The organism is Marinifilum sp. RC60d5 (assembly GCF_052400665.1).
Taxonomy (GTDB): Bacteria; Bacteroidota; Bacteroidia; order Bacteroidales; family Marinifilaceae; genus JBQTGK01.
Genome location: NZ_JBQTGK010000002.1, coordinates 15,772 through 38,358 on the forward strand (window position 1 = coordinate 15,772; position 22,587 = coordinate 38,358).

Consider the following 22,587-nt stretch of genomic DNA (forward strand, 5'->3'; position numbering starts at 1 on the left):
TAAGTCATACGTGAATACGATTAGTTAAGAATGCTAAGTTTCATGAAATCTTAAAATGAAAATTATAAACAGATGAATAAGATATTTAATAAAATCGGATTATTGCTGGCAATGACCCTCGTGATTCTTTGGTCGTGCGACGATGAATATGAAACTCCGGGAACAGAGCCAAGTCATGTTTATGCAACCACATCCTTTGGTGATACAGAAAATAAATTACAGGTAAACAGTTTCATGTCTTTTATTGATCTTTCAAGAGGTGTAGAAAGCAGAATGTGGACATTTACTGATGATGCAGTTGGTATTGATGGAAATGGCTTGCCAAGTTCTTCGGAAGAAGCTGTTAAAGCCATGTTTACCACAGCAGGAGTGCACAATATAGGCTTGTCTCAAACATTTTCAGGAAATGTATGGGTTGGCGAGACTCAAAAAGAGACTGCAACTTACGATACGATAATTGCAATTACAGTTTTAGATAGTGTTAAAGCCAGCTTTACTGCTTTTCAGGTAAAAGAAGGAACCGATCTGGTAAATGCTGACAATGCTATGAATGAAGTTTATGCGGGTCGTGAAATTAAATTAACACAAACAAGTTCCGAATTAATGGGAGCCGATAATTTTGTTTGGTATTTTACCAAGCAAGGTGGAGCCAGCTTTAAATATGAAGAAGCAGAAGTTACAGCAAAATTTAGTAGTGTAGGGGTTTATGATGCGATGCTAATTGCATCTAATGAATTTAGTAAAGATACTGTTTCTTACGATTCATATTTAAATATAGTAGCATCTACCGATCCTGTTGAGTTATTGGGAATAACTGTTGATGGTGACCTAAAAGTTCGTTTCGGACGCGACATGGGCTATCCAACAACTTGTGATCCTGCATCGTTTAGCTTAACGGTAACAAATAATGGAGTTGATATTCCTGTTAGTGTTACAGGTTTAAGACTGGATGCTGATGAAAATAACGTTATCGTTTTAGAATTGAGCGATGAGTTATTTAATAGTGATGTAGTAACAATGAGTTACGATGCTACGGTAGGCGATTTAATTACATCTGATGGAATGTTAGCTGATTCGTTTACAGATGAGAAAGTTATATTTATTACTGATAATATTCTTGCCGCATCTGATTTCGATTATGGATTTGAAACAAGCACAACCCAAGACTGGAAATATCTTTGGTGGGGTGGTGTTTGGGGAGAATACACTTTCGAGGTGTCAGAAACACAGTTCTATAAAGGTAAAAAGAGCGGCCATGTAAGTATGAATCCAGGTGGTGGAATGATTATGGGATTAAAAGATGCAGCCAATGAATACATTACTTTTACAACCGAAGCTGGTAAAGAATACGAGATTTCCTGCTGGGTGTATATGGAATCAATTGGAGACAGAGCATCTACTCCTGATTTACGTTGTTACTGGTCTGCTGATGTTGACTGGAGTGTTCAGGGGGCATTTTTCGATCCTGAATATGAGGAAGGAAAGTGGGTTTACCACTCATGGAGAGTGAATTCACCTGGCGATGGCGAGTATGGCTTCCAGATTAGAGGTGATAATCAGGGTAACTCTCAGGCTTGTTCATTCTATTTCGATGAAATGTCTATGTCGGTAGTTGAGCCAAGAAAATAAAAAGAGTTTAAATTTTAACAGATAACAGGGAGAGCAATTTGCTCTCCCTTATTTTATTTATGTGGCATAAACTTTACTAAAAGTTACTCTTAATTTTAAGGGTTCACTTAAACCATTTAGCAATTAAATGCTCATTTGTATTTTCATTTTCATTAAGGATGTAAATTTTAGGATTCAAACACCCCCTGTAGTCCATTTTTAGCACCTTTTGTTATCAAACGCCCCTAGTTTTTTATTCGGCTTACCTCCTGCACAGCACAGTTTGTCTGCTTAAATTTGATAGTGAAAAGCAAGTCTTAACTAGCAATGTATGAGTGAAAATTAATGATTGATAAAGGTTTTATTCGCAGCAGAGTCAGATAAATTATTGCCTTTTGTTTTTGTTTGTGAGGGTGAAATTCAAACTGAACATTAACTCAACAGTTCTTGTAAGTTCTTTGTTGATAAATGTTTTGTGGATTTTTAGATCATTGCCTATTTAAAATTTACCCCCTTTCAGAAACTTGGATTGAGCTTATATTTAAATCAAAGATTAAGTAAAAATTAGTGTGTAGATATTATTTAGTAGAATCAATAAATATTAATTCATAGTTATTATGAAAGCATCATTATACGAAGGTAACAAAACCTTCTCGGTAGTCGAAAAAGAAAAAGAAGCGCCAAAGGCTGGCGATGTAAGAGTAAAAGTAGCCTATTGTGGAGTTTGTGGAACAGATGTTCACATCTATCATGGTATGATGGATCAGCGTGTGAGTATTCCGGAAACAATCGGACATGAAATGTCTGGAATTATTGATGCTGTGGGGGAAGGAGTAACAGAATTTAAAGTGGGCGATAAAATTACAGTTCGACCATTGGATAACAGATTGGAAGAGGCTTCCGATAAAGGATATAGCCACATTGCTAAAAAACTAAAATTTATTGGTATTGACAGCCCCGGTGCCATGCAGCAATACTGGAATGTTCCAGCATTTACATTGCACAAATTACAGGAAACAACAGATTTGAAATTGGCTGCTTTAATCGAGCCTTTATCAGTTGCTTGTCATGATGTGCGCATGGGGCAGTTAAAAGCTGGCGAGACGGCAGTGGTATCAGGTGGTGGCCCTATTGGTTTACTAGTAGCCATGGTTGCCAAAAGTAAAGGTGCCAATGTAATCATTTCGGAGGTGAACGAGCTTCGCATTAAAATGGCCGAAGAAATGGGATTCGAAGTAGTAAATCCTGCTAAAACAGATTTAGTTGAGTATGTAGATAAAAAAACAAATGGAGCTCTAGCTGATGTGGTATTTGAGGTTGCCGGCGTACAGGCTTCATTGGATATCACTACAGAGGTAGTTGGCATACGAGGAAGAATTGTGTTGGTAGCTATTTATGGAGAAGCAAAACCTGTGAACTTATTCAAATTTTTCTGGAAGGAATTGAGATTAATTGGAGCTCGTGTATACGAAAAAGAAGATTACGAAGAGTCAATTCGCTTGATCACAGAGAATAATTATCCTTTCGAAACAATTATAACGGATACAAAACCATTGGAACAAATTCAGGAGCTTTTCGAAAGCATTGATACCAATCCAAATGGAATGAAATTCTTAGTAGACTGTCAGTAAGGATTTATTCAATTAATATAGATAATTAACAAGTTCATAATAAAATAATCACAATGAGTGTTTTAAATACATTTAATTTAGAGGGTAAAGTAGCTTTAGTAACAGGTTGCAAAAGAGGTATCGGAATGGGAATGGCAATTGCTTTGGCCGAAGCTGGTGCCGATATTATTGGTGTAAGTGCTTCATTAGAAAAGTCAGGAAGTGCTATTGAAAAAGCAGTTACTGCTGTAGGACGCAAATTTACTGCTTACACCTGTGATTTTAGTGATCGTAAATCTCTTTATGCATTCATTAAAGAAGTAAAAGCTGAGAATCCAGTAATCGATATTCTGGTAAATAATGCAGGTACTATTTTAAGAGCGCCAGCGGCAGAACATCCAGACGAAATGTGGGATAAAGTAATTGAGGTAAACCAAAATGCTCAATTCATCTTAACACGTGAAATTGGTAAAGAAATGGTAGCACGTGGTGCTGGTAAAATTGTATTTACAGCTTCATTATTAACCTTCCAGGGTGGAATTACCGTTCCAGGTTATGCCGCCAGTAAAGGTGCTATAGGTCAAATGACTATGGCTTTTGCTAATGAGTGGGCATCGAAAGGGGTTAATGTAAATGCTATTGCTCCTGGTTATATCGATACAGATAATACAGAAGCTTTGCGTAATGATCCTGTTCGTTCAGAACAAATTCTTTCTCGTATTCCTGCCGGAAGATGGGGTAAACCAGCAGATTTTGCAGGTCCAATCGTATTCCTTTGTTCAGATGCTGGTGCATATATGCAAGGTAGTATTGTAACAGTTGATGGTGGCTGGATGGGACGATAGTTCAAAATAGCTGTTAGAGATTAGCTTTAAGCTATTAGCTAACAGTTTATGATACTCCGCTGGCTGTACTTATGAATCAATTAGGTTATTGTCAAATAATGATAAAAATGGTGAATCGTAAATTTAATAGAAGTACTAAAGAAATTTGCGTTACAAATAGTATTATAGTTCAAACTAAGCTAAAATTTATTAGAAACTTTTATTGGCATAGGTTAGCAGCCAAAAGCCAATAGCTAAAAGCTAAAAAATGGATCTAAATTTTAAACAATATATCAATGGAGCCTGGGTAGCTCCAACAAATGGACGTACTGCTGATGTTTTAAATCCGTCGAACGACGAGATTGTAGGAACAGTAGCAAACGGAAACGAAGAGGATGCTGTTGTTGCACTTGAGGCTGCAGAAAAAGCACAAAAAGGATGGGCGAAGATTCCTGCTCGCAAAAGAGCTGAATTGATGTATGCCTTTGTTGCGGAAATTAAAGCCAATCGTGAAGAGCTGGCAACCGTTTTAACCAAAGAACAAGGGAAGCTTTTTAAAGTAGCTCAGTTCGAGGTTGATGTTTGTTGTTCGTTTATTGAATATGCTTGCGAGTGGGCACGTCGTATCGAAGGGGATATTATTCCTTCTGATAACGAAAACGAGCAAATCTGGATTCAGAAAATCCCTCGCGGAGTAGTGGTAGCCATTACGGCATGGAATTTTCCATTGGCTTTAGCGGGTCGTAAAATTGGACCAGCTTTGGTGGCGGGTAATACTATTGTTGTGAAACCTACTACGGAAACGCCAATGTCTACTTTAATGTTGGGTGAACTGGCAAAGAAAGCCGGTATTCCTGATGGTGTTTTAAATATCATTACAGGTCCTGGTCGTACCATGGGAACAGCACTTTGTAAGAATGAAATCACAAAAATGGTGAGCATGACAGGTAGTACTCCTGCAGGACAAGCTATTTTTAAATCAGCTTCAGAGAACCTGGCTCACGTACAATTAGAGTTAGGTGGAAAAGCGCCATTTATAGCTTTCGAAGATTGTGATGTCGATGCAGCGGTTGAAGGTGCATTGCATTCTCGTTTTGATAATTGTGGTCAGGTTTGTACTTGTAACGAACGTATGTATGTTCACGAAGATATTTACGATGTGTTCATGGAGAAATTCATGGCTAAAGTCAAAGAAATCAAAGTAGGCGATCCTTTCGATGCAACTTCTGATATGGGAGCGAAAGTAAACAAATCGGAGTTAAAGCACATGCACGAATTGGTTGAGGTAAGTTTGAAAGAGGGAGCTACTTTAGCTTACGGAGGAAAAGCTCCAGAAGGTGCTGAATTCGAAAAAGGAAACTGGTTTATGCCGACTATCCTTACCGATGTGAAGCAGAATATGACTATTGTTCATGAAGAGGCATTCGGACCAATTCTACCCGTAATTAAATTTTCATCTTTCGATCAGGTAATCGAATATGCGAATGATTGTGAGTTTGGTTTGGCTGCTATGGTTTATACCAACGATATGAACAAAATCATGAGCTGTAATAGTGAATTAGATTTCGGTGAGATTTATATCAATCGTGGACATGGTGAGCTTCACCAGGGATTCCATAATGGATATAAGATGTCTGGAACAGGTGGAGAAGATGGAAAATATGGCTTCGAGCAATACCTGGAAAAGAAAACTTTCTACGTAAGGTTTAAAGGTTAATTTAAATACAATACGCAATGAATTATTCCTACGTCATTTCTAATTAGGAGATGGCGTAGGTTTGGTTTAAGGCTTGCTTATAAAATAGAAAAAATGAGTAGTAAGATTTCAAATATAAAAGTGCAATTGTTTAAAGTTCCTCTTCCTGAGGTACTTTCCGATGCCAAACACGGAGATCATTTTCATTTTGAATTGGTAACGGCAACAATTACTCTTGAAGATGGTAGCGAGGGGACTGGTTATACCTATACAGGAGGTAAAGGTGGTCATGCCATAAAAGCGATGATTGAACATGATTTTGCACCGGTTCTTATAGGTAAAGATGCTGATAAAATTGAAGAACTTCATGATTTTATGTGGTGGCACATCCATTATGTTGGTCGTGGAGGTATTGATGCTTTTGCAATGGCAGCTATTGATATTGCCTTATGGGATATTCGCTGTAAAAAAGCGGGAGAACCATTATGGAAAGTCGCTGGAGGAGCAAATAATACATGTAAAGCATATTGTGGTGGTATCGATTTAATGTTTCCATTACCAAAGTTATTGGATAACATTAGAGGATATCTGGATAGAGGATTTAGTGCTGTGAAAATTAAGATTGGGCGTGATATTCTCGATGAAGATATTGAACGTATCAAAGCAGTTCGCGAACTAATTGGTCCGGACGTAACTTTTATGGTAGATGCCAATTATTCAATGAGCGTAGAGAAAGCCATCGAAGCTGCCAATCGATTCAAGCAATATAATATTTATTGGTTCGAAGAGCCAACAATTCCAGATAACTATAAAGGATATGCCGAGATTGCCGATGCAACAGGAATGCCTTTAGCAATGGGCGAAAATCTTCATTCTATTCATGAGTTTGAATATGCTATGGCAGATTCGAAATTGTCTTTTGTTCAGCCAGATGCATCCAACTGCGCTGGAATTACCGGATGGTTAAAGGCCGCTAAATTAGCTGCAGAGAATAACATTCCAGTATGTTCTCATGGAATGCAGGAGTTGCATGTTAGTCTTGTTTCTTCTCAGCCAAATGCAGGTTGGATTGAGGTGCACAGTTTCCCTATTGATGAATATACAACTCGTCCTTTGGTAGTTGAAAATTACCGAGCAGTTGCTCCTGATTATGCAGGTGTAGGAGTGATTTTCGATTGGGAAAAATTGGCTCCTTATAAAGAGTAATCAGTATTCATTCATATCTGAACAAAATGAAAAATCAAAAATCCCGTTTTGGAGAATATCAAGGTGAAGCAATAGAATTGTTTCATTTGGAAAATGACAATGGAATGATTGTAAAAATCATGAACTATGGTGCTACGATTACGTCCATTTCGATTCCATCGGAAAATAACTCTAAAAGAATAGAACTGGCTTGTGGTTTCGATAATTTCGATGCTTATTTTGCAAAAGAATATAAAGAAAATTCACCTTATTTTGGATGTACGGTAGGCCGATATTGCTCCCAGATAAAAGATGCAAAGTTTGCCATAGATGGAAAAGAATACCAATTGGCTAAGAACTGTGGTGAAAATAACCTGCATGGTGGAACTGTTGGTTTCGATAAAAAAGTTTGGCAAGCAGAAAGTACAAATGCCGACAATTCGGTAGGTGTGCAATTGAAGTTAAAAAGTGCTGATTTGGAAGAAGGTTTTCCTGGTAATGTTGCTTCTACTGTTACTTTCATGCTTACTAATGATAATGAGATTCAAATTACTTATCAGGCTACAACCGATAAAACAACACCGCTTTCACTAACGAATCATACCTATTTTAATTTATCTGGATTTAAAAATGATATCACCGATCATAAGGTATCCGTTTTAACAGGAAAGCGTTTAGAAACGGATGAGACTGGCGCTGCTACCGGAGTTATTCTAGATTTAGATAATGCAATTGATGATTTGCGAGAAGGAAAAATTGTAGCAGATGTCCACAAAGCAATGGAGACAGGCTTCGAACATTTTTTTGTTTTTGAAGATGCAAATTTCGAATTGCAAAAGGTTGCTGAGGTAGTAGATCCAGAAAGTGGACGCAAACTAGAAGTGGAAACCTCTGAACCATGCATGCTTTTTTACACAGGAATGTACACTTCAGATGAATTGAAACGCGAAAATGGCGATCAATTTGGAAAATATCGTGGCTTTTGTTGTGAAACGCATCGATACCAAAATGGTCCCAATATAGAAGGATCTCCGAAAACGATGACGAGACCCAATGAGTTTTTTAAAAGTAAAACTGTGTTTCGGTTGACTTTTTAATCTAATCCAGAAGAATAAACTAATCACATAAAAATTGTAATTATGATTGAAGGAATTATATGGGCCATATTTGCCGGATTAATGCTGGGAACTTATGCCTTACCCGAAAAATTTACCAAAGACTTTGAGTTTGAGAATACCTGGGGTTTAATGTTTACTTTAAATATGTTTTTGATTCCCATTATTTCAGCTTTATTGCTGATTAAAGGTTTTGGAGGTATCCTTAATGGAATTCCAATGGACATTTTGTTGAAAATGGGAATCGCAAGTATTCTTTGGGGAGTAGGTGTAATGATGTGGGGAAAAGCAATCAACCACATTGGATTATCTCTTGGTTTTTCAATTTTTATAGGAACCGTAATTTTAGTAGGTTCACTATTACCATTCTTAGTTGATGGATTGCCATCGGGTAATATGCTGATTTATATTCTTTCAGGTATTGCAATTGTATTAGTGGGTATTATTGTAAATGGTAAAGCAGGAATTCTACGAGAGCATGATGAAAAAACAGATAGCTCGTCTGATAAAAAATCAATGGGAGCAGGTATTACCATTGCTGTTGTTGGTGGATTATTAGCTACCGGATTTAGTTTTGCCAATGCCGTAGGACGTCCTTATTTGCATGAAGCTTGTCAGGCTGCAGGAAATTCGGAATGGGTAACTTCAGTAGCAGTTATGTTTGTAATTTATGTTTGTGGAGGTTTATTTGTAGTTCCGTATTTTGTTGTGAAATTGAGTCAAAATTCGTTATGGTCTAATTTTAAAACACCTCACCTTACAAAAAATGCGATAATGACACTTTGCATGGCAGTTTTAAACTTTGCAGCATCGGCAGTTTTTGCTTATGCGGCTTTTAAGTTGGGAAAAGCTGGAAATACAGTTGGATATGCAATTTTTAATACCATATCGGTGGCTGTAGCTATTATAGGTGGTTTGCTTACCAGCGAGTGGGCAAAAGCTTCGGGAAAAGCAAGAATGTATTTGTATCTCGGACTGGCAAGTATGATAATTGGTGTACTTGTAATTGCTATTGGCAATAGTCAGGGAATGATGTAATATTGTTTTTAGTACAATCATATTGAAAAAGGCCAAAATCTTTAAGATTTTGGCCTTTCTTCTTAAACACAGATCTTTCTGATTGTTGTATTTTTTAGGTCGCCTTGAGTTTTTTCCTTAGTTTTTGGGTCAAGCCAAAAAGTAAGAGCCCTTCCGGCTCGAGGATAAAAGAATGAAAAGTCAAAAAATAGATGACCAAACAAGTAAGCTTATGCAGATCAATTTACTCCTCAATTGTGAAAACTTTCATTCCTGTTGGTGATTTCCTTTAATCACGTATGTTTTTACAAGATATTCTATTATTTCGAATATTGATCGATAATTAGTTTAATAGCTCGCTGGCAAGCCGGGCAAAATTCATTGTGACGGGTGAACATGATACAGTTGGCAGCACTTCTATACAAACCTTTCGATTTGTATTGAGCACCTTCAAAAGCACCAACTTCTCCGCTGTGTTCCATATTCGATAAAAGTTCATTGTCCCAGGCTTTTTTCTTCATAAAGAATTCTTCCATTACCTTTTCATCGACTTTTGCTTTACGCATTTCTACACGTTTTTTCTGAGTAGCAATGCTGTGCTTGTCGTATTTTTCTTTTTCCCAAGGTGTTGGAATAGGCGTTCCGGGAGTTAGAATGTCTTTCCATTTTATACTTTCCGGATCAGCATTAGCGGTTACGTTCAGTTCCCATGGTTCTTGGTGTTCCGCATCCATTTCGTAAGCTGTTGCTGAGGTGTAATACTCATCGGCCAAATCGGCAAAATGATGACCAAATTCGTGTACAAACAAATATTCCTGAAAAGCATTATCAGCGGCAGCTGTAATATAAAGATTGTAAATACCTCCTCCTCCATAAATCGAATCGTTCATTAAAATGGCTGTAAATTCGTAAGGAACAGCAGCTGCCGCGTTACGAATGGTTTTGTTATCGAATCCCAAAGCATACCGTTCCGAATCGAAAGCACCGTAAGTTACCGAAAGAGCCGAGCGTGTATGAATATCCTGATGGGGATGATTCACACCAGAGTCGGGCGATGGTGTTTCAACTGCACGAATCGAAAACTTATTTTTAGAAGAAGCAAAAGGCTCGGTACTCAACAAAACTTCGGCAAAACGTTTTGCATCTTTCCTAAATTTGCTCATGTCATTTTTTGCGTATCCTTCGCCCAATACCACAATGTCAACTTGTTTTTCAGGTTTTCCGTTTACCACAATATCAATGGTATTGTAATGGTTTTTTACAGCACTTGGAAATGCACGATGATGTTTTGGATTTACTCTGTAGGTCCAAACCGGATCGAATCCATTATTAATATTTCTTTTCAGAATGGTAACATTAACATCAGTTTTGGGCCAGGGGAAACGTAACGATTCATGAAAGCTGCCCCATTCTTTTTCTGCTTCGGGTGTGGTTTCCCATTCTCCGTAAATACTTGCAAATCCTCTCGAATAAAGTAGTTTTCCTGATTTTGGATCTTTCACCTCGAAGAAATATTTTCCCAGTCGCAGTTCATCGATTAAAACCGTTTTGCTACCGGCCCATTCGCCATCGTTAAGCATTTGGTCGAAGGCAAAATGTTCTTCTGTTGCGGTACCTACATGGTTATAATCCAGTCGCATGCAGGCAGAGGTAAAATAATCGGCATATTGTGCCTTGGTAAACAGAGAAATACCCATTAGCATTACAGCACATACAAAAAATTTTTTCATAGTATTTGTGTCTTTTCTTAGTGTTGGTTTTGATGCACAAGATAAGGAATATCAATTATTTTAAAGATGCATAAAATCATATCTAAAAACTTATGCATTTATTAATAATCTCTCTTTTTTCTCCTCGTTTAATCAGCTTCCGAATATTTCTTTTAATTTAGATTTTTTGTAACAATACACATTTTTTATGATAGGAACACTCGTAAATGTAGCAGCCATAATTGCAGGAGGAAGTTTAGGTCTTTTGTTTCGCACAAAAATTCCCGATCGCTTGTTTAAAATTGTTTTTCAGGCCTTGGGTATTTTTACCTTGTATTTGGGTATTAGTATGGCTTTAAAGGCGAACGAACTACTAATAATGGTTTTTAGTTTGGTTGTAGGGGCATTGTTAGGTGAATATTTTCAATTGGAAGAACGCATTGAAAAATTTGGCGAGAAACTTAAAAAAAGAATTGGAAGTAAAGATGCAAATTTTACAACAGGCTTACTTACTGCTTTTATGTTGTTTTGTATGGGAGCCATGACCATTGTGGGTAGCATGGAAGAAGGAATGGGAAAAGAACCAACCTTACTGCTAACAAAATCTTTAATGGATGGGATTTCATCGGTTGCATTGGCGGCAGTTTTAGGAATAGGAGTTTTATTTTCGGTGGTTCCTCTTTTAATTTTTCAGGGTGGATTAACTTTATTGGCTGCTTATTTTGGCGATGTAATTCCCGAAATTATTATTAATGAGATTACCGGTATTGGTGGTGTTTTAATCATTGGCTTGGGATTAAGTATATTAGATGTCAAAAAAATAAAGGTTTTAAATATGCTGCCGGCAATTTTGGTGGAACTACTTCTGTGCTATCTCTTTTTATACTATAAGTTTTTGTAAATTTGTATTTCCTTGAAATATCAGGCTAACTAAAAGAAAAATTACCTTGAAACAAGAAATAAAAAATGCGCTTATCCAATTGTTCGAAGATTGGGCCGATGATAAAGTTGTTGATGTTGAATTGTTACCACAATCGGGATCTTATCGCGAATATATCCGTCTAATTGGTGAAAAAAGAACGGTGCTGGGGGCTTACAATGCAGATAAAAAAGAAAATAATGCATTCGTTAGTTTTAGTAAACATTTTGCTTCTAAAAATTTGCCGGTTCCCGAGATTTACCATCAGGATGACGAGCAAAATATCTACCTTTTACAGGATTTAGGAAACACCACCTTGTTCGATTATATTCTTCACCTTCGTGTAGGAGAAGGTTTTGCGAATGATTTGGTGATTATTTATAAAAAAATAATCACTCAATTGGTACGTTTTCAGGTAGAAGGTGGCGATGGCCTAGATTATTCGGCTTGTTATCCTCGTGATAGTTTCGATAAGCAATCCATGATTTGGGATTTGCACTATTTTAAATATTATTTTCTGAAACTTGCAAAAATTCCTTTTGATGAACAGTTGCTGGAAAATGATTTTCAGAAATTCTCTGATTACCTTTTAGAAGCACCAAGAGAATATTTTTTATATCGTGATTTTCAGTCCCGAAATGTGATGCTGGTAAACGGTGAACCATGGTTTATCGATTATCAGGGAGGCAGAAAAGGAGCCTTGCAATACGATTTGGCATCTTTGTTATACGATGCAAAAGCAGATTTACCGCAGGATGTGCGCGATGAATTACTAGAGCATTATCTTCAGGAAGTCAAAAAAGTTCAGGAAGTAGATCCAAAATCCTTCCGTTCCTTTTTTCAGGGATATGTGCTTATACGTATCATGCAGGCAATGGGAGCTTATGGGTTTAGAGGTTTTTATGAGCGCAAGGAGCACTTTTTAAAGTCTATTCCTTTTGCTCTTAAAAATTTGGAAACTATTTTAGAAAGAATGGATATTCCAGTTGAATTACCAGAGTTAAGCAAAGCTCTACGAGAAGTAATTAATTCTGAATTTTTGCAACATGTTGGGAGAGAGGATGAGGTAAAACTACATGTTGAAATCAACAGCTTTTCGTATCGTAGAGGAATTCCTTTGGATAAAACAACCAATGGTGGTGGTTTTGTTTTTGATTGTCGTGCTATTCATAATCCCGGGCGATATCAGGAATATGTAGAGATGACAGGAAAAGATCAGCCAGTGATTGATTTTTTCAAAGAGAAATCGGAAATGGATGAGTTTCTACATTCAGTTTTCAATATTGTAGATATGAGTGTGGATAAATATATTAGCAGAAAATTTCAAAATTTACAGGTGAGTTTTGGCTGTACCGGAGGTCGTCACCGTTCGGTATTTTCGGCCGAAAGTCTGGCGAAGCATTTACGCGAAAAATTCGATGTTAATGTTACTCTGCGTCATATCGAAAGGGAGATAGAAGGCAATTAATATGGCAAAGAAACGTTGTAAATTATCGCCACAGGAATATGCGGAGAAGGTATGCGACTCCGCTAATTTTGTGTGCAAAAAATGCAACAGAGTAGCTAAAAATATAAAGAAACTTTGTAAACCAAAGAAAAAGTGATTGCAAGTTTCTTGAGAATAAAAATTCTTCATTATTAATTTATAATTCTTAATTAAACAAGATGTTAAATGCAATGATATTTGCGGCCGGATTGGGAACTCGTCTTAAGCCATATACTAATTCTAAGCCTAAAGCTTTGGTGGAATTAGCAGGAAAATCTCTTTTAGAGCGAGCCATTTTAAAGTTAAAAGATTTGGGTGTCGATCGAATTGTAATTAACGTACATCATTTTGCCGATTTAATAGAGTTATTCTTAACGGAGAACAATAATTTTGGTCTTGATATTCGCATATCCGATGAACGAAACGAATTATTGGATACTGGTGGAGGTTTGAAAAAGGCTAGAGATTTATTTATTCCCAATGAATCCATTTTAATTTATAATGTAGATATTCTTTCTTCTATTGATCTGAATCAGTTAATAGAAAGTCATCTAAAATCGGAAGCTTTAGTGAGTATGGTAATGCGGAAGAGAGAAAGTAGTCGTTATCTTTATTTTAATAATGATAATCAGTTAACAGGCTGGAAAAATTGCAAAACAGGAGAAACGAAAGTGGCACGTAGCGATATGAATCAATCGCATCCATTGGCTTTTAGTGGTATTCATCTGGTCGATTTTAAACTGTTCGATTTAATTGATGAAAATGGGAAATTTTCTATTATCGATTTATATTTGCGATTGGCAAAAAATGAAAAAATGCTGGCTTTCGCCGATCAGTCGGATCTTTGGTTCGATTTGGGTAAACCAGAGCAACTAAAAAAGGCAGAACAGATAATTAGTAACTACGAATTGTAGAAACAAATTATCTATTTAAGCAGGCTTAAGTATTTTCTCTGGAAAAGAGAAAGGATTGTAAAAATAGAATTATTGGTCGTTTTATTTTACGACTATTAGATTATTAAAATATTATAAGATGAATTTGAAACCGATAATTTTTGCAGCAGTACGAGTGGTATTGTATGCCATTCCTGTGGTAGCATCGGCATTAATCATTAAAAGCGATGCAGGTATTTTGATTGATGGAGGAAAATTTGGTGAAGCTTCGCAAACCGAGCTGTTGCAGGAGCTTTATTTGTTACTTACCAGTTTAACTTTTATTCTGGTAGGTGTACGTTCTAAAAATCACAAAGCCATTTCTTATCTGTTTGGAGGGGGAGCTTTCGTAGCGTTTATTCGCGAGTTGGATGTGTACTTCGATCAGATTTATCATGGTGCATGGTTTCCATTGGCAATGATAGTTTTGCTTGTTGCCGTATTTCTTGTTTTTAAGAAGAAAAAGCAAATCTGGGAGAATCTCGAAGAGTTTTTTACCACTCCGGCATTTGGAACATTTATTGCTGGATTCTTAAGTGTATTTGTATTCTCGCGATTATTCGGAACCAAAAAAGTATGGAGAGCCTTGTTCGAAGTTGAGCAACTAGAGCCTGTGCAACGTTGGGTGAAAAATGCAGTTGAGGAGGGAAGTGAATTGTTCGGCTATACCTTACTGTTTATTGCAGCGGTGGAATTCTTCGTATATGTAAATAAGAAATTGAAAGAGTAAGCAGAATTAAATATAAAATTAAAGCCGTTTTGTTACAACAAAACGGCTTTAATTTTATGGTTTTTTTCAGGTTTAATCAATAACTCCAGAACCAATTAGCTCACCTTTATCGTACCAGGCAGCAAATTGTCCGGCAACAATGGCACGTTGTGGTTCATCAAAATGGATGTATAATCCTTCTTCTTTAAAATGAATGTTTCCACCTTGCAATGGCTGACGATAGCGAATTCTGATATCGTATCTCCTTTCGCAATTCTCAGTAGGACGCAAATCTTCACGAATAAAATGAATTTCTTTTTTCGGGATAAACAGAGCTTTCCGCATTAGCAACGGATGTTCGTGTCCCATTCCAACGTAAACAATATTTTTTACCACATCGGTTCCAATTACAAATAAAGGTTCTACCTTACCTCCAACATTTAAACCTCTGCGTTGACCTACCGTAAAGAAATGAGCACCATTGTGAGTTCCTACTTCAGATCCCATTTCAGGTGAAAATTGATAGGGTTGTGCAATGTCTTCTAAAGCTGTTGATTGTGGGATAATTTCATGAGCTTTATCAGCTGTTATTTCTATAATTTTTCCTTTTTTGGCTTTTAATTTTTGTTGAAGAAAAACAGGTAAATCTACCTTACCGACAAAACAAATTCCCTGAGAATCTTTTTTCTCTGCCGAAGCCATTTTTTCCCGGCGGGCGATTTCTCTCACTTCAGGTTTTTCAATGTGTCCGATTGGAAACATAGCTTTTGAAAGTTGTTCTTGCGAAAGCTGGCATAAAAAGTAAGACTGATCTTTGTTTTTATCTTCACCAGCAATTAGTCGGTATATTTCTTTTCCATCTTTTACAATGGTTTCTTTTTGGCAGTAATGTCCTGTTGCAACGTAATCGGCGCCCAATTCTAACGCTTTTTTTAGGAAAACATCGAATTTAATCTCGCGATTACAAAGTACATCGGGGTTTGGTGTTTTTCCTTTCTCGTATTCGGCAAACATATAGTCAATTACCTGAGCGCGATATTCAGTGCTCAAATCTACAAAATGAAAAGGAATACCCAATTTTTTGGCAACCATTTGCGCAAATAGAACATCTTCTTCGAACGGACATTCTTCCGATTTTAATCCAACTGTGTCATTCCAGTTTTGCATGAACAGTGCTTCTACTTCGTAGCCTTGCTCAATTAATAAATGAGCAGCAACGCTTGAGTCAACTCCTCCCGATAATCCGATTACAACTTTTTTCTTCATCAATTTAATTCTCCTGTTTTCAGCTGACAAAAGTATTCATTTTTTGTTTAGGGGACAAGTCTCAAAAAATAAGTACAAAGCAGATATTTTTATGATGTAAGTTAAGGCCAAAATTTAAGTTTATAGAAGTGTTAAATCATTACTATAAAACGAATATAGGATATGAGTTTTATGTATTTGATTTTAAATATTTACTGATATTTATGTCTTTGCTACTTATTGCAGTTTTATCTTTTAATTATAAGAATAATTTTAGGTGGGTTTGATTAGCTTAAAGATCTATATAATAGTTTGTTTGTGTGCAATAGTCAATTGATAAAACCGATTATAAAAAGACAGATGTAAAACAGATTGTGAATAGGTAAAATTTTGTAAATTAGGGAATGAGTAATGCGAATTGCTTCAATTATAAGTTCATAGATTATCTTTAACAATCAATTGCTATTTTCTATAATATTTTTTTTTATGAAAGTATTTTGAAAAGGTAAAAAGAGTTAACTTCGTTTTAAATTTGAAGATAAAATTGACCCTATTCATATTAAATAACTAAAACTAAAATTTAATAAAATGAGAAAAATTGCACTATTATTATTTGCTGTAATGCTAGGATTTATTGCCGTAGCACAGGAGAAACAAGATACTTCGTATTGGAAAAAAGGCGGGATGGCTTCTCTTACCTTTTCGCAAACATCATTAACAAATTGGTCGGGTGGTGGCGATAATGCTATTTCTACCAATGCTTTGTTAGATCTTTTTGCTAACTATAATAAAGGTAAAAATAGTTGGGAGAATACTATGAAATTAGAGTATGGTTTGGTAAAACAAGGCGACGAAGGAGTTCGTAAGAGTATTGATAAAATTGATTATACATCGAAATATGGTTATAAAAATGGTGGACACTGGTTTTATTCGGCTTTATTCGATTTTAAAACTCAGTTTGCCAAAGGTTATAACTATGCAAGTAGCGATGCTGATTCAGATGTGAAGGTTTCAAATTTTCTAGCTCCAGCTTATGTTACTTTCTCACTTGGTATGGATTACAAGCCTAATGAAATATTTTCAGCTTATTTGTCTCCTGTAACTTCTAAAATGACAATTGTTAACGATGATGATTTATCAGATGCCGGAGCTTTTGGTGTTGATCCGGGAGATAAATTCAGAGGTGAGTTTGGTGCATTTACCAAAATGGCTCTGAATAAGGATATCATGAAAAATGTAAATCTAAAAAGTACTTTAGACTTGTTCACGAACTATTCTGAGAATTTTGGAAATATCGATGTAACCTGGGAAGTAATGGTAAATATGAAGGTTAATGATTTCTTAACGGCGACTATTAATACATCATTAGTTTACGATGATGATGTTGACTATGTTAACGATGAGGGATTAAATAAAGGACCTAGAATTCAGTTTAAGGAAATTGTAGGAATCGGTTTAGCATATAAATTTTAATCGATCTAAAAATAAAAAAACGGAAGAACTATTTTTTAATTCTTCCGTTTTTTTATGCTTTATTTTCCACGCTGTACCAGATTAATTCCTGTTTTATCTTCTACAAAAAGGAAATAATGATAGAGTTTGTAGTTTACATCAAAACCATAATCTTCCATTGGACTGAAATCAATTAAATTTTCAAAATAAGGATGTCCCTTTAGATACAATCTGTTCCATTCTAAGATATATCTTTCATTCCAATTTTTATAATACTCTTTAGAATGTGCAGCTGCAAGCAAGTTATGAGTTGCAAACCAGCTTTCGAAGCGAAGGTCTAAAATTACAAGCTCATATTCGCTACTATCTGTACTGATTATTGCTTTGTCTTCGGTCTTTTCATTGTTAAATGATGAATAAGTACCACAGGAGCTTAACAGGAGCATTGTTACTATTAAAATCAGTAAATTCTTCATAAGTATGTTATTTAAACTGAAAAGAATTTTTGAGCAATATTGATAAAATCAATAAATAGAGAGTTTATATTATAAGGAACGTAAGGCAATTAAAAAGGTTGCAGAATTAGAGTGTGTATAAAAAAGGCAGATGTATTACATCTGCCTTTCCACTATGATTTATCTAATTTATAGTTTAAGTAATTTTTTAGTTACAACTTCTTCTCCATCTTCAATCGAAATAAAATACATGCCTGAAGGTAGTTCCGAAACATCAATGTTATTATTCTCCATATTCAAAGTCATCAGTTTAATGGTTTTACCCGTAATTGTAGTAATACGAACCCGAGATTGAATATTTCCCTGAATGTAAAGATTCACATAGTCTTTAGCCGGATTTGGATATACTTTTAGTTCTTCAACAGGAGGCGTTTCGCTTAGAGATAAGCCTAAAGCCATAGTTTTAGTAGCAAGATTTTGTGTTGTATTTGAAATGTTAATGGTATAATCTTCAACCTCACCCTGACTGAATATCTGACAAGCATCGGCAGCGCCTCTTCTGTGTTTTAAGATAACTCTCATTCTTGTATGTCCTAAAGCTGCATCGGCAGGAACTAAGACATTGGTCGAATAAGTTCCACTGCTTATTGCATATCCTGAAACAATATTTTCATCCTTGCTAAAAGTTCCATCGCGGTTAAAATCAATGTATATTTTCCAATGGCTTAAATAAGTTCTTGATTTGTAAGCCAACGAAAAGTTTAAAACATAGCTTCCACCAGGATTAACATCTGCAATTAAGCCTGTATAATCTCCATATCCACCATCGTCGCCCGATGGATTGCTCATATTTGCAATTTCTACCAAATCGATGTACTGATATCTGGTATCTTTAGCATAAGATTCACAATATTCGGGTGTTGGAGAATCTTCCAGTGTAGTTACTGATTGAATAGGAGTGTATTCGCTTTCTCCAGAAGAGTTGGTTGCTCTAAGTTGATATTCATAGCTTGTTTCGGCACTTGCCCCTATATAATCGAAGTTAGTAGATGAGCTTGAGAATGATTCCCAGGCAGCACCAGATTCCCGAATTTGAATATCGTAATTATCTGCAAACTCCATTGCATTCCAACTTAAAGTAAACGAACTGGCAGTAATATTAGATGCACTTAAGCCTGTAGGAGTTTCAGGAACAGGAATAGGATTGGTTGTTAGCGTACCTACAACCGAATATTCTCCATTTCCAACATTATTGTTTGCTCGTACTCTAAATTCATAATCAGAATTCGCTTCGGCAGGACTAAAGTCATATGAAGTAGAAATAGTATTAGTTGATTCCCAGCTTCCACCTGATATCCGAATATCTACATCGTAATTATCAGCATCGTCTACATCATTCCAGTTAATTGTAAATGAGTTGTAGGTTATATTGCTGGCAACTACATTTTCAGGGATTCCTGGAACGGTAGGTTCTGAAAGTGTTTCTGCGCTTACAATAGCAGAGTAGGCACTCGAACCAAAATCATTATTCGCTCTTACCTGAAATTCGTAGGTAGTTGCGCCACTAAGTCCGGTATAATTATATGAAGTAGCAGTTTGATTAATTGTAGTCCAGCTTTCACCAGTAGCCCGTACTTGTAAGTCATAGTTGTTTGCATCTTCCGAGCCATCCCAGCTAATGGTCATAGAGTTATAGGTAATTGCCGAAGCTATTAGGTTAGCAGGAGTTTCAGGAGCCGGAGGAGCTTGAAGTGTGCTTACTTCAGTCGTTGAAGTAAAAGCACTTGCGCCTATGTCATTTTTTGCCAATACTCTAAATTCATAAGTAGTTTCAGCGCTAAGTTCTGTATAATTGTAAGAGGTGCCTACTTGCTCGATACTTGTCCATGCTTCACCTTTTGGTCGAACATTTAATTCGTAACTGTCGGCATCCACTGATGCATCCCAACTAATAGTCATGGAGTAATAGGTAATATCCGAAGCTATTAAATTTTCGGGAGTAGCCGGTGCAGAAGGAGCTTCCAGAGTAGTTGCCTGAGCAATATCAGAATAGTCGCTCGAACCATTATTATTTTTTGCCAAAACTCTAAATTCATAAATAGTTTCAGCGTTTAGTCCGGTATAACTGTAGGAGGTTCCTGTTTGCTCAATACTTGTCCATGTTTCACCATTAGGGCGAACATTTAGTTCGTAGCTGTCGGCATCCACTGATGCATCCCAGCTAATGGTCATGGAGTTATAGGTAATATCCGAAGCCAATAGGTTAGCAGGAGTATCTGGTGCCGAAGGAGCTTCCAAAGTTGTTGCTGCTACTATTGCTGTATAATCGCTTGAGCCTTCTGCATTATTGGCTCTTACTTTAATCTGATAAGTTGTTTCTGCGCTTAATGATGTGTGAGCATAAGTAATTTCTGCTTGAGTAATTGTAGTCCATTCTCCTCCTTCAGGACGAATGTCAAGATCATAATCAACAGCATTTGTAACAGCATCCCAGCTAATGGTCATAGAGTTATAGGTAATATCAGTAGCAGCTAGGTTAGTTGGTGTATCGGGAGGAGTTGGAGCTTCTTCGGTTGTAAGTGTTGCTATGGCAGAATATGAACTTGAGCCTGAATCATTATTTGCTCTTACCTGATATTCATAAGTTGTACCCGCAGTAGCACCTGAATAGTTATAGCTTAGTTCACTTGTGTTGTAAGTTGTCCAGCTTTCTCCCTGTTCACGAATTTGTAAATCGTAGGAAGTAGCACCACTCACGGTATTCCATTCAATAGTAAAAGAAGTTTGTGTAATATTTGTTGCTGTTAATCCTGATGGAACAGATGGTAAATTGTCGCCGCTAAGTGCTTTGTATGCATTTAACCTTCCGCTACCTAATTTGCCAGCATATCTTGAGCTTTGTAAATCGTCAATAGGATCAGTATTGTCAACAAGTTTGTTCCATACCTCGCTCGGAGTTATGTTTCCAGCATACTTGGATACGATTAGAGCTGCAACTCCTGATACATGAGGACAAGCCATTGATGTTCCTTGAAATACTCCATACTGATCGTCAGGGAATGTACTATGAACAGCTGTAGGATCTTCGTTAGTAGTTTCTAACTCTCCACCTGGAGCGGCAATATCAACCCAATCGCCATAATTCGAGTAATAGGATCTTACATCGTTTTTATTAGTTGCAGCAACAGCCATAACCTTATCGTAATAAGCAGGATAATATCTGCTTTGAGAATTATCGTTACCTGCGGCAAAAATTACGATTCCACCATTCATAGGTGCACCGTTACCACCTGCATTGGCAATAAAATAGTCTATTCCATCAAGAACAGCCTGATCGTATTGATAAGGATAAGAGTAACTCCAGCTATTTTGAGAGATAACAGCTCCATTATCGGCCGCATAAGTAAAAGCTTCAGCAAAACCACCACTTGAGGCTCCAAAAACATTACATGACATTAGCTTGACACCATCATTATTACCGCTACCACCGGCAATTCCACTTACACCAATACCATTATTATTAACGGCAGCTACGGTTCCTGCAACGTGAGTACCATGATCACCAACATAAATATCCCCAGTGTCATCTCCAAAGTTATAACCATAAATATCATCCACATATCCATTGTTATCGTCGTCAATTCCATTTCCAGGAACTTCACCACTATTTATCCACATATTCGCAGCTAAATCTACATGATCGAAATCTACTCCACCATCTTCAATAGCAACAATTACATTAGAGTTACCGGTTTCAATTTGCCAGGCTTCCAGCAGGCTAATATCAGCTCCTGCAGTACCTTCGTTTTGTCCGGTATTTTCGTAATGCCACTGATCTCCAAACAGAGGATCGTTGGTTCCGGTAGGCAATGCTGTAGGTTCAATTTTTTTTCCATTTTCAGCGCCTATCATTTTTGTAGCATGTACTCCCTCTGCAACAGAAATTTCTGCTACATTTTGATAGGATTCAATTAATTGTTTTACGGGAGTATTTGAGTTAAACTCTATTTCGTACCATAGGTGCAAACCAAATTTTCGGTGACGATCTTCAAATTTACCGGCATCACGGTAAACTCTTTTCATCTTGTGTGCCTTAAATTTTTCGTTAACTCTATCCAGATTTCTGATGTTGGTAGTTACAAATTCTGGTTTTTGTTTTAGTTTTATTTTTTTTGCATCCAGTAGAATTTGATTTAGGGCATCTACTTTTTTAACTTCTTTAGGTGCAAATTTTACATGAATAACACCTTTGTATTTACCTTCGGTATTAATTTCCCGGTTTTGACTATAAGCAGTACCTGCAATAAATATAAAACAAAGAAAAAGAGTAAAAAATCTTTTCATAATTGGTTGGTTTAAAAGTGAATATTTTGATAATAGAGATTAAGTTAGTTAAAATAGTTTTCTATGTCAATACCAATTAATTAAGGAGTTTTTGGTGTTTTATATTTTTATTAAGTTATGTAAAATTTAGTTTAGACAAGATAATTATTTGCTTATACTAGGGAAATAAAGAGAATTTAAAATTAATATCTGCTTTGTTTATTTTAATAAAAATTAAACTCTATTTTTTATTAAGTTAATTAAAGTTTTGAGTGAAAAAAATATGATTTTTTCAAGAGTCT

General features: G+C 36.3%; 16 protein-coding genes. 12 read left to right on the forward strand and 4 right to left on the reverse strand.

The genetic code is table 11. From position 1 onward, the window contains the following. Window positions 1-72 precede the first annotated feature (72 nt). From ACT3CE_RS04385 to ACT3CE_RS04415, 7 genes are all read left to right on the forward strand, one after another. Window positions 73-1,629 (forward strand): hypothetical protein, encoded by a 1,557-nt coding sequence (locus ACT3CE_RS04385; RefSeq protein ID WP_444708542.1) that lies wholly within the window; start codon window positions 73-75, stop codon window positions 1,627-1,629. Window positions 1,630-2,225: 596 nt separating this feature from the next. After that, the gene (locus ACT3CE_RS04390; RefSeq protein WP_444708543.1) at window positions 2,226-3,239 is read left to right on the forward strand and encodes a zinc-dependent alcohol dehydrogenase; all 1,014 of its coding nucleotides are present in this window, start codon (window positions 2,226-2,228) and stop codon (window positions 3,237-3,239) included. A gap of 53 nt (window positions 3,240-3,292) precedes the next feature. Next, a complete protein-coding gene (locus ACT3CE_RS04395; RefSeq protein ID WP_444708544.1) occupies window positions 3,293-4,063 on the forward strand; it encodes an SDR family NAD(P)-dependent oxidoreductase in 771 nt (256 codons plus the stop codon). A gap of 247 nt (window positions 4,064-4,310) precedes the next feature. Then, window positions 4,311-5,759, forward strand: a complete 1,449-nt coding sequence (aldA, locus tag ACT3CE_RS04400) for an aldehyde dehydrogenase (protein WP_444708545.1) — start codon at window positions 4,311-4,313, stop codon at window positions 5,757-5,759. A gap of 93 nt (window positions 5,760-5,852) precedes the next feature. Then, window positions 5,853-6,944, forward strand: a complete 1,092-nt coding sequence (locus tag ACT3CE_RS04405) for a mandelate racemase/muconate lactonizing enzyme family protein (RefSeq protein WP_444708546.1) — start codon at window positions 5,853-5,855, stop codon at window positions 6,942-6,944. Window positions 6,945-6,970: 26 nt separating this feature from the next. Beyond that, window positions 6,971-8,020, forward strand: coding sequence for an aldose epimerase family protein (locus ACT3CE_RS04410; protein WP_444708547.1), 1,050 nt, complete (start codon window positions 6,971-6,973; stop codon window positions 8,018-8,020). Window positions 8,021-8,062: 42 nt separating this feature from the next. Further along, window positions 8,063-9,076: an L-rhamnose/proton symporter RhaT gene (locus ACT3CE_RS04415; RefSeq protein WP_444708548.1), complete on the forward strand. Its 1,014-nt coding sequence runs from the start codon at window positions 8,063-8,065 to the stop codon at window positions 9,074-9,076. Between the two features lie 299 nt (window positions 9,077-9,375). Here the strand turns inward: ACT3CE_RS04415 and ACT3CE_RS04420 are convergent, their stop codons facing one another. Then, on the reverse strand, window positions 9,376-10,785 hold the full coding sequence (locus tag ACT3CE_RS04420) for a M64 family metallopeptidase (protein ID WP_444708549.1): 1,410 nt from the start codon (window positions 10,783-10,785) through the stop codon (window positions 9,376-9,378). Between the two features lie 187 nt (window positions 10,786-10,972). On the opposite strand from ACT3CE_RS04420, the gene ACT3CE_RS04425 reads away from it, so the two are divergent. The 4 genes from ACT3CE_RS04425 to ACT3CE_RS04440 all read left to right on the forward strand — a co-directional run bounded on the left by ACT3CE_RS04425 (window position 10,973) and on the right by ACT3CE_RS04440 (window position 14,831). Then, window positions 10,973-11,665, forward strand: a complete 693-nt coding sequence (locus ACT3CE_RS04425) for a DUF554 domain-containing protein (protein WP_444708550.1) — start codon at window positions 10,973-10,975, stop codon at window positions 11,663-11,665. A gap of 46 nt (window positions 11,666-11,711) precedes the next feature. After that, window positions 11,712-13,151 (forward strand): RapZ C-terminal domain-containing protein, encoded by a 1,440-nt coding sequence (locus ACT3CE_RS04430; protein ID WP_444708551.1) that lies wholly within the window; start codon window positions 11,712-11,714, stop codon window positions 13,149-13,151. 197 nt (window positions 13,152-13,348) lie between these two features. After that, complete coding sequence (locus ACT3CE_RS04435; protein WP_444708552.1) at window positions 13,349-14,083, forward strand: nucleotidyltransferase family protein; 735 nt, start codon at window positions 13,349-13,351, stop codon at window positions 14,081-14,083. 118 nt (window positions 14,084-14,201) lie between these two features. Beyond that, window positions 14,202-14,831: a hypothetical protein gene (locus tag ACT3CE_RS04440; RefSeq protein WP_444708553.1), complete on the forward strand. Its 630-nt coding sequence runs from the start codon at window positions 14,202-14,204 to the stop codon at window positions 14,829-14,831. Between the two features lie 72 nt (window positions 14,832-14,903). Here the strand turns inward: ACT3CE_RS04440 and mnmA are convergent, their stop codons facing one another. Beyond that, window positions 14,904-16,076: a tRNA 2-thiouridine(34) synthase MnmA gene (gene mnmA / locus ACT3CE_RS04445; RefSeq protein WP_444708554.1), complete on the reverse strand. Its 1,173-nt coding sequence runs from the start codon at window positions 16,074-16,076 to the stop codon at window positions 14,904-14,906. A gap of 567 nt (window positions 16,077-16,643) precedes the next feature. On the opposite strand from mnmA, the gene ACT3CE_RS04450 reads away from it, so the two are divergent. Then, window positions 16,644-17,528: a DUF3078 domain-containing protein gene (locus tag ACT3CE_RS04450; protein ID WP_444708555.1), complete on the forward strand. Its 885-nt coding sequence runs from the start codon at window positions 16,644-16,646 to the stop codon at window positions 17,526-17,528. A gap of 59 nt (window positions 17,529-17,587) precedes the next feature. On the opposite strand, the gene ACT3CE_RS04455 is transcribed toward ACT3CE_RS04450, so the two are convergent. Together ACT3CE_RS04455 and ACT3CE_RS04460 are read right to left on the reverse strand one after the other, a co-directional pair. Then, window positions 17,588-17,983 carry a DUF6146 family protein gene (locus ACT3CE_RS04455; protein WP_444708556.1) on the reverse strand — a complete coding sequence of 132 codons (396 nt, stop codon included), beginning with the start codon at window positions 17,981-17,983 and terminating at the stop codon, window positions 17,588-17,590. A gap of 168 nt (window positions 17,984-18,151) precedes the next feature. Further along, the gene (locus ACT3CE_RS04460; RefSeq protein WP_444708557.1) at window positions 18,152-22,306 is read right to left on the reverse strand and encodes a fibronectin type III domain-containing protein; all 4,155 of its coding nucleotides are present in this window, start codon (window positions 22,304-22,306) and stop codon (window positions 18,152-18,154) included. Window positions 22,307-22,587: the final 281 nt, after the last annotated feature.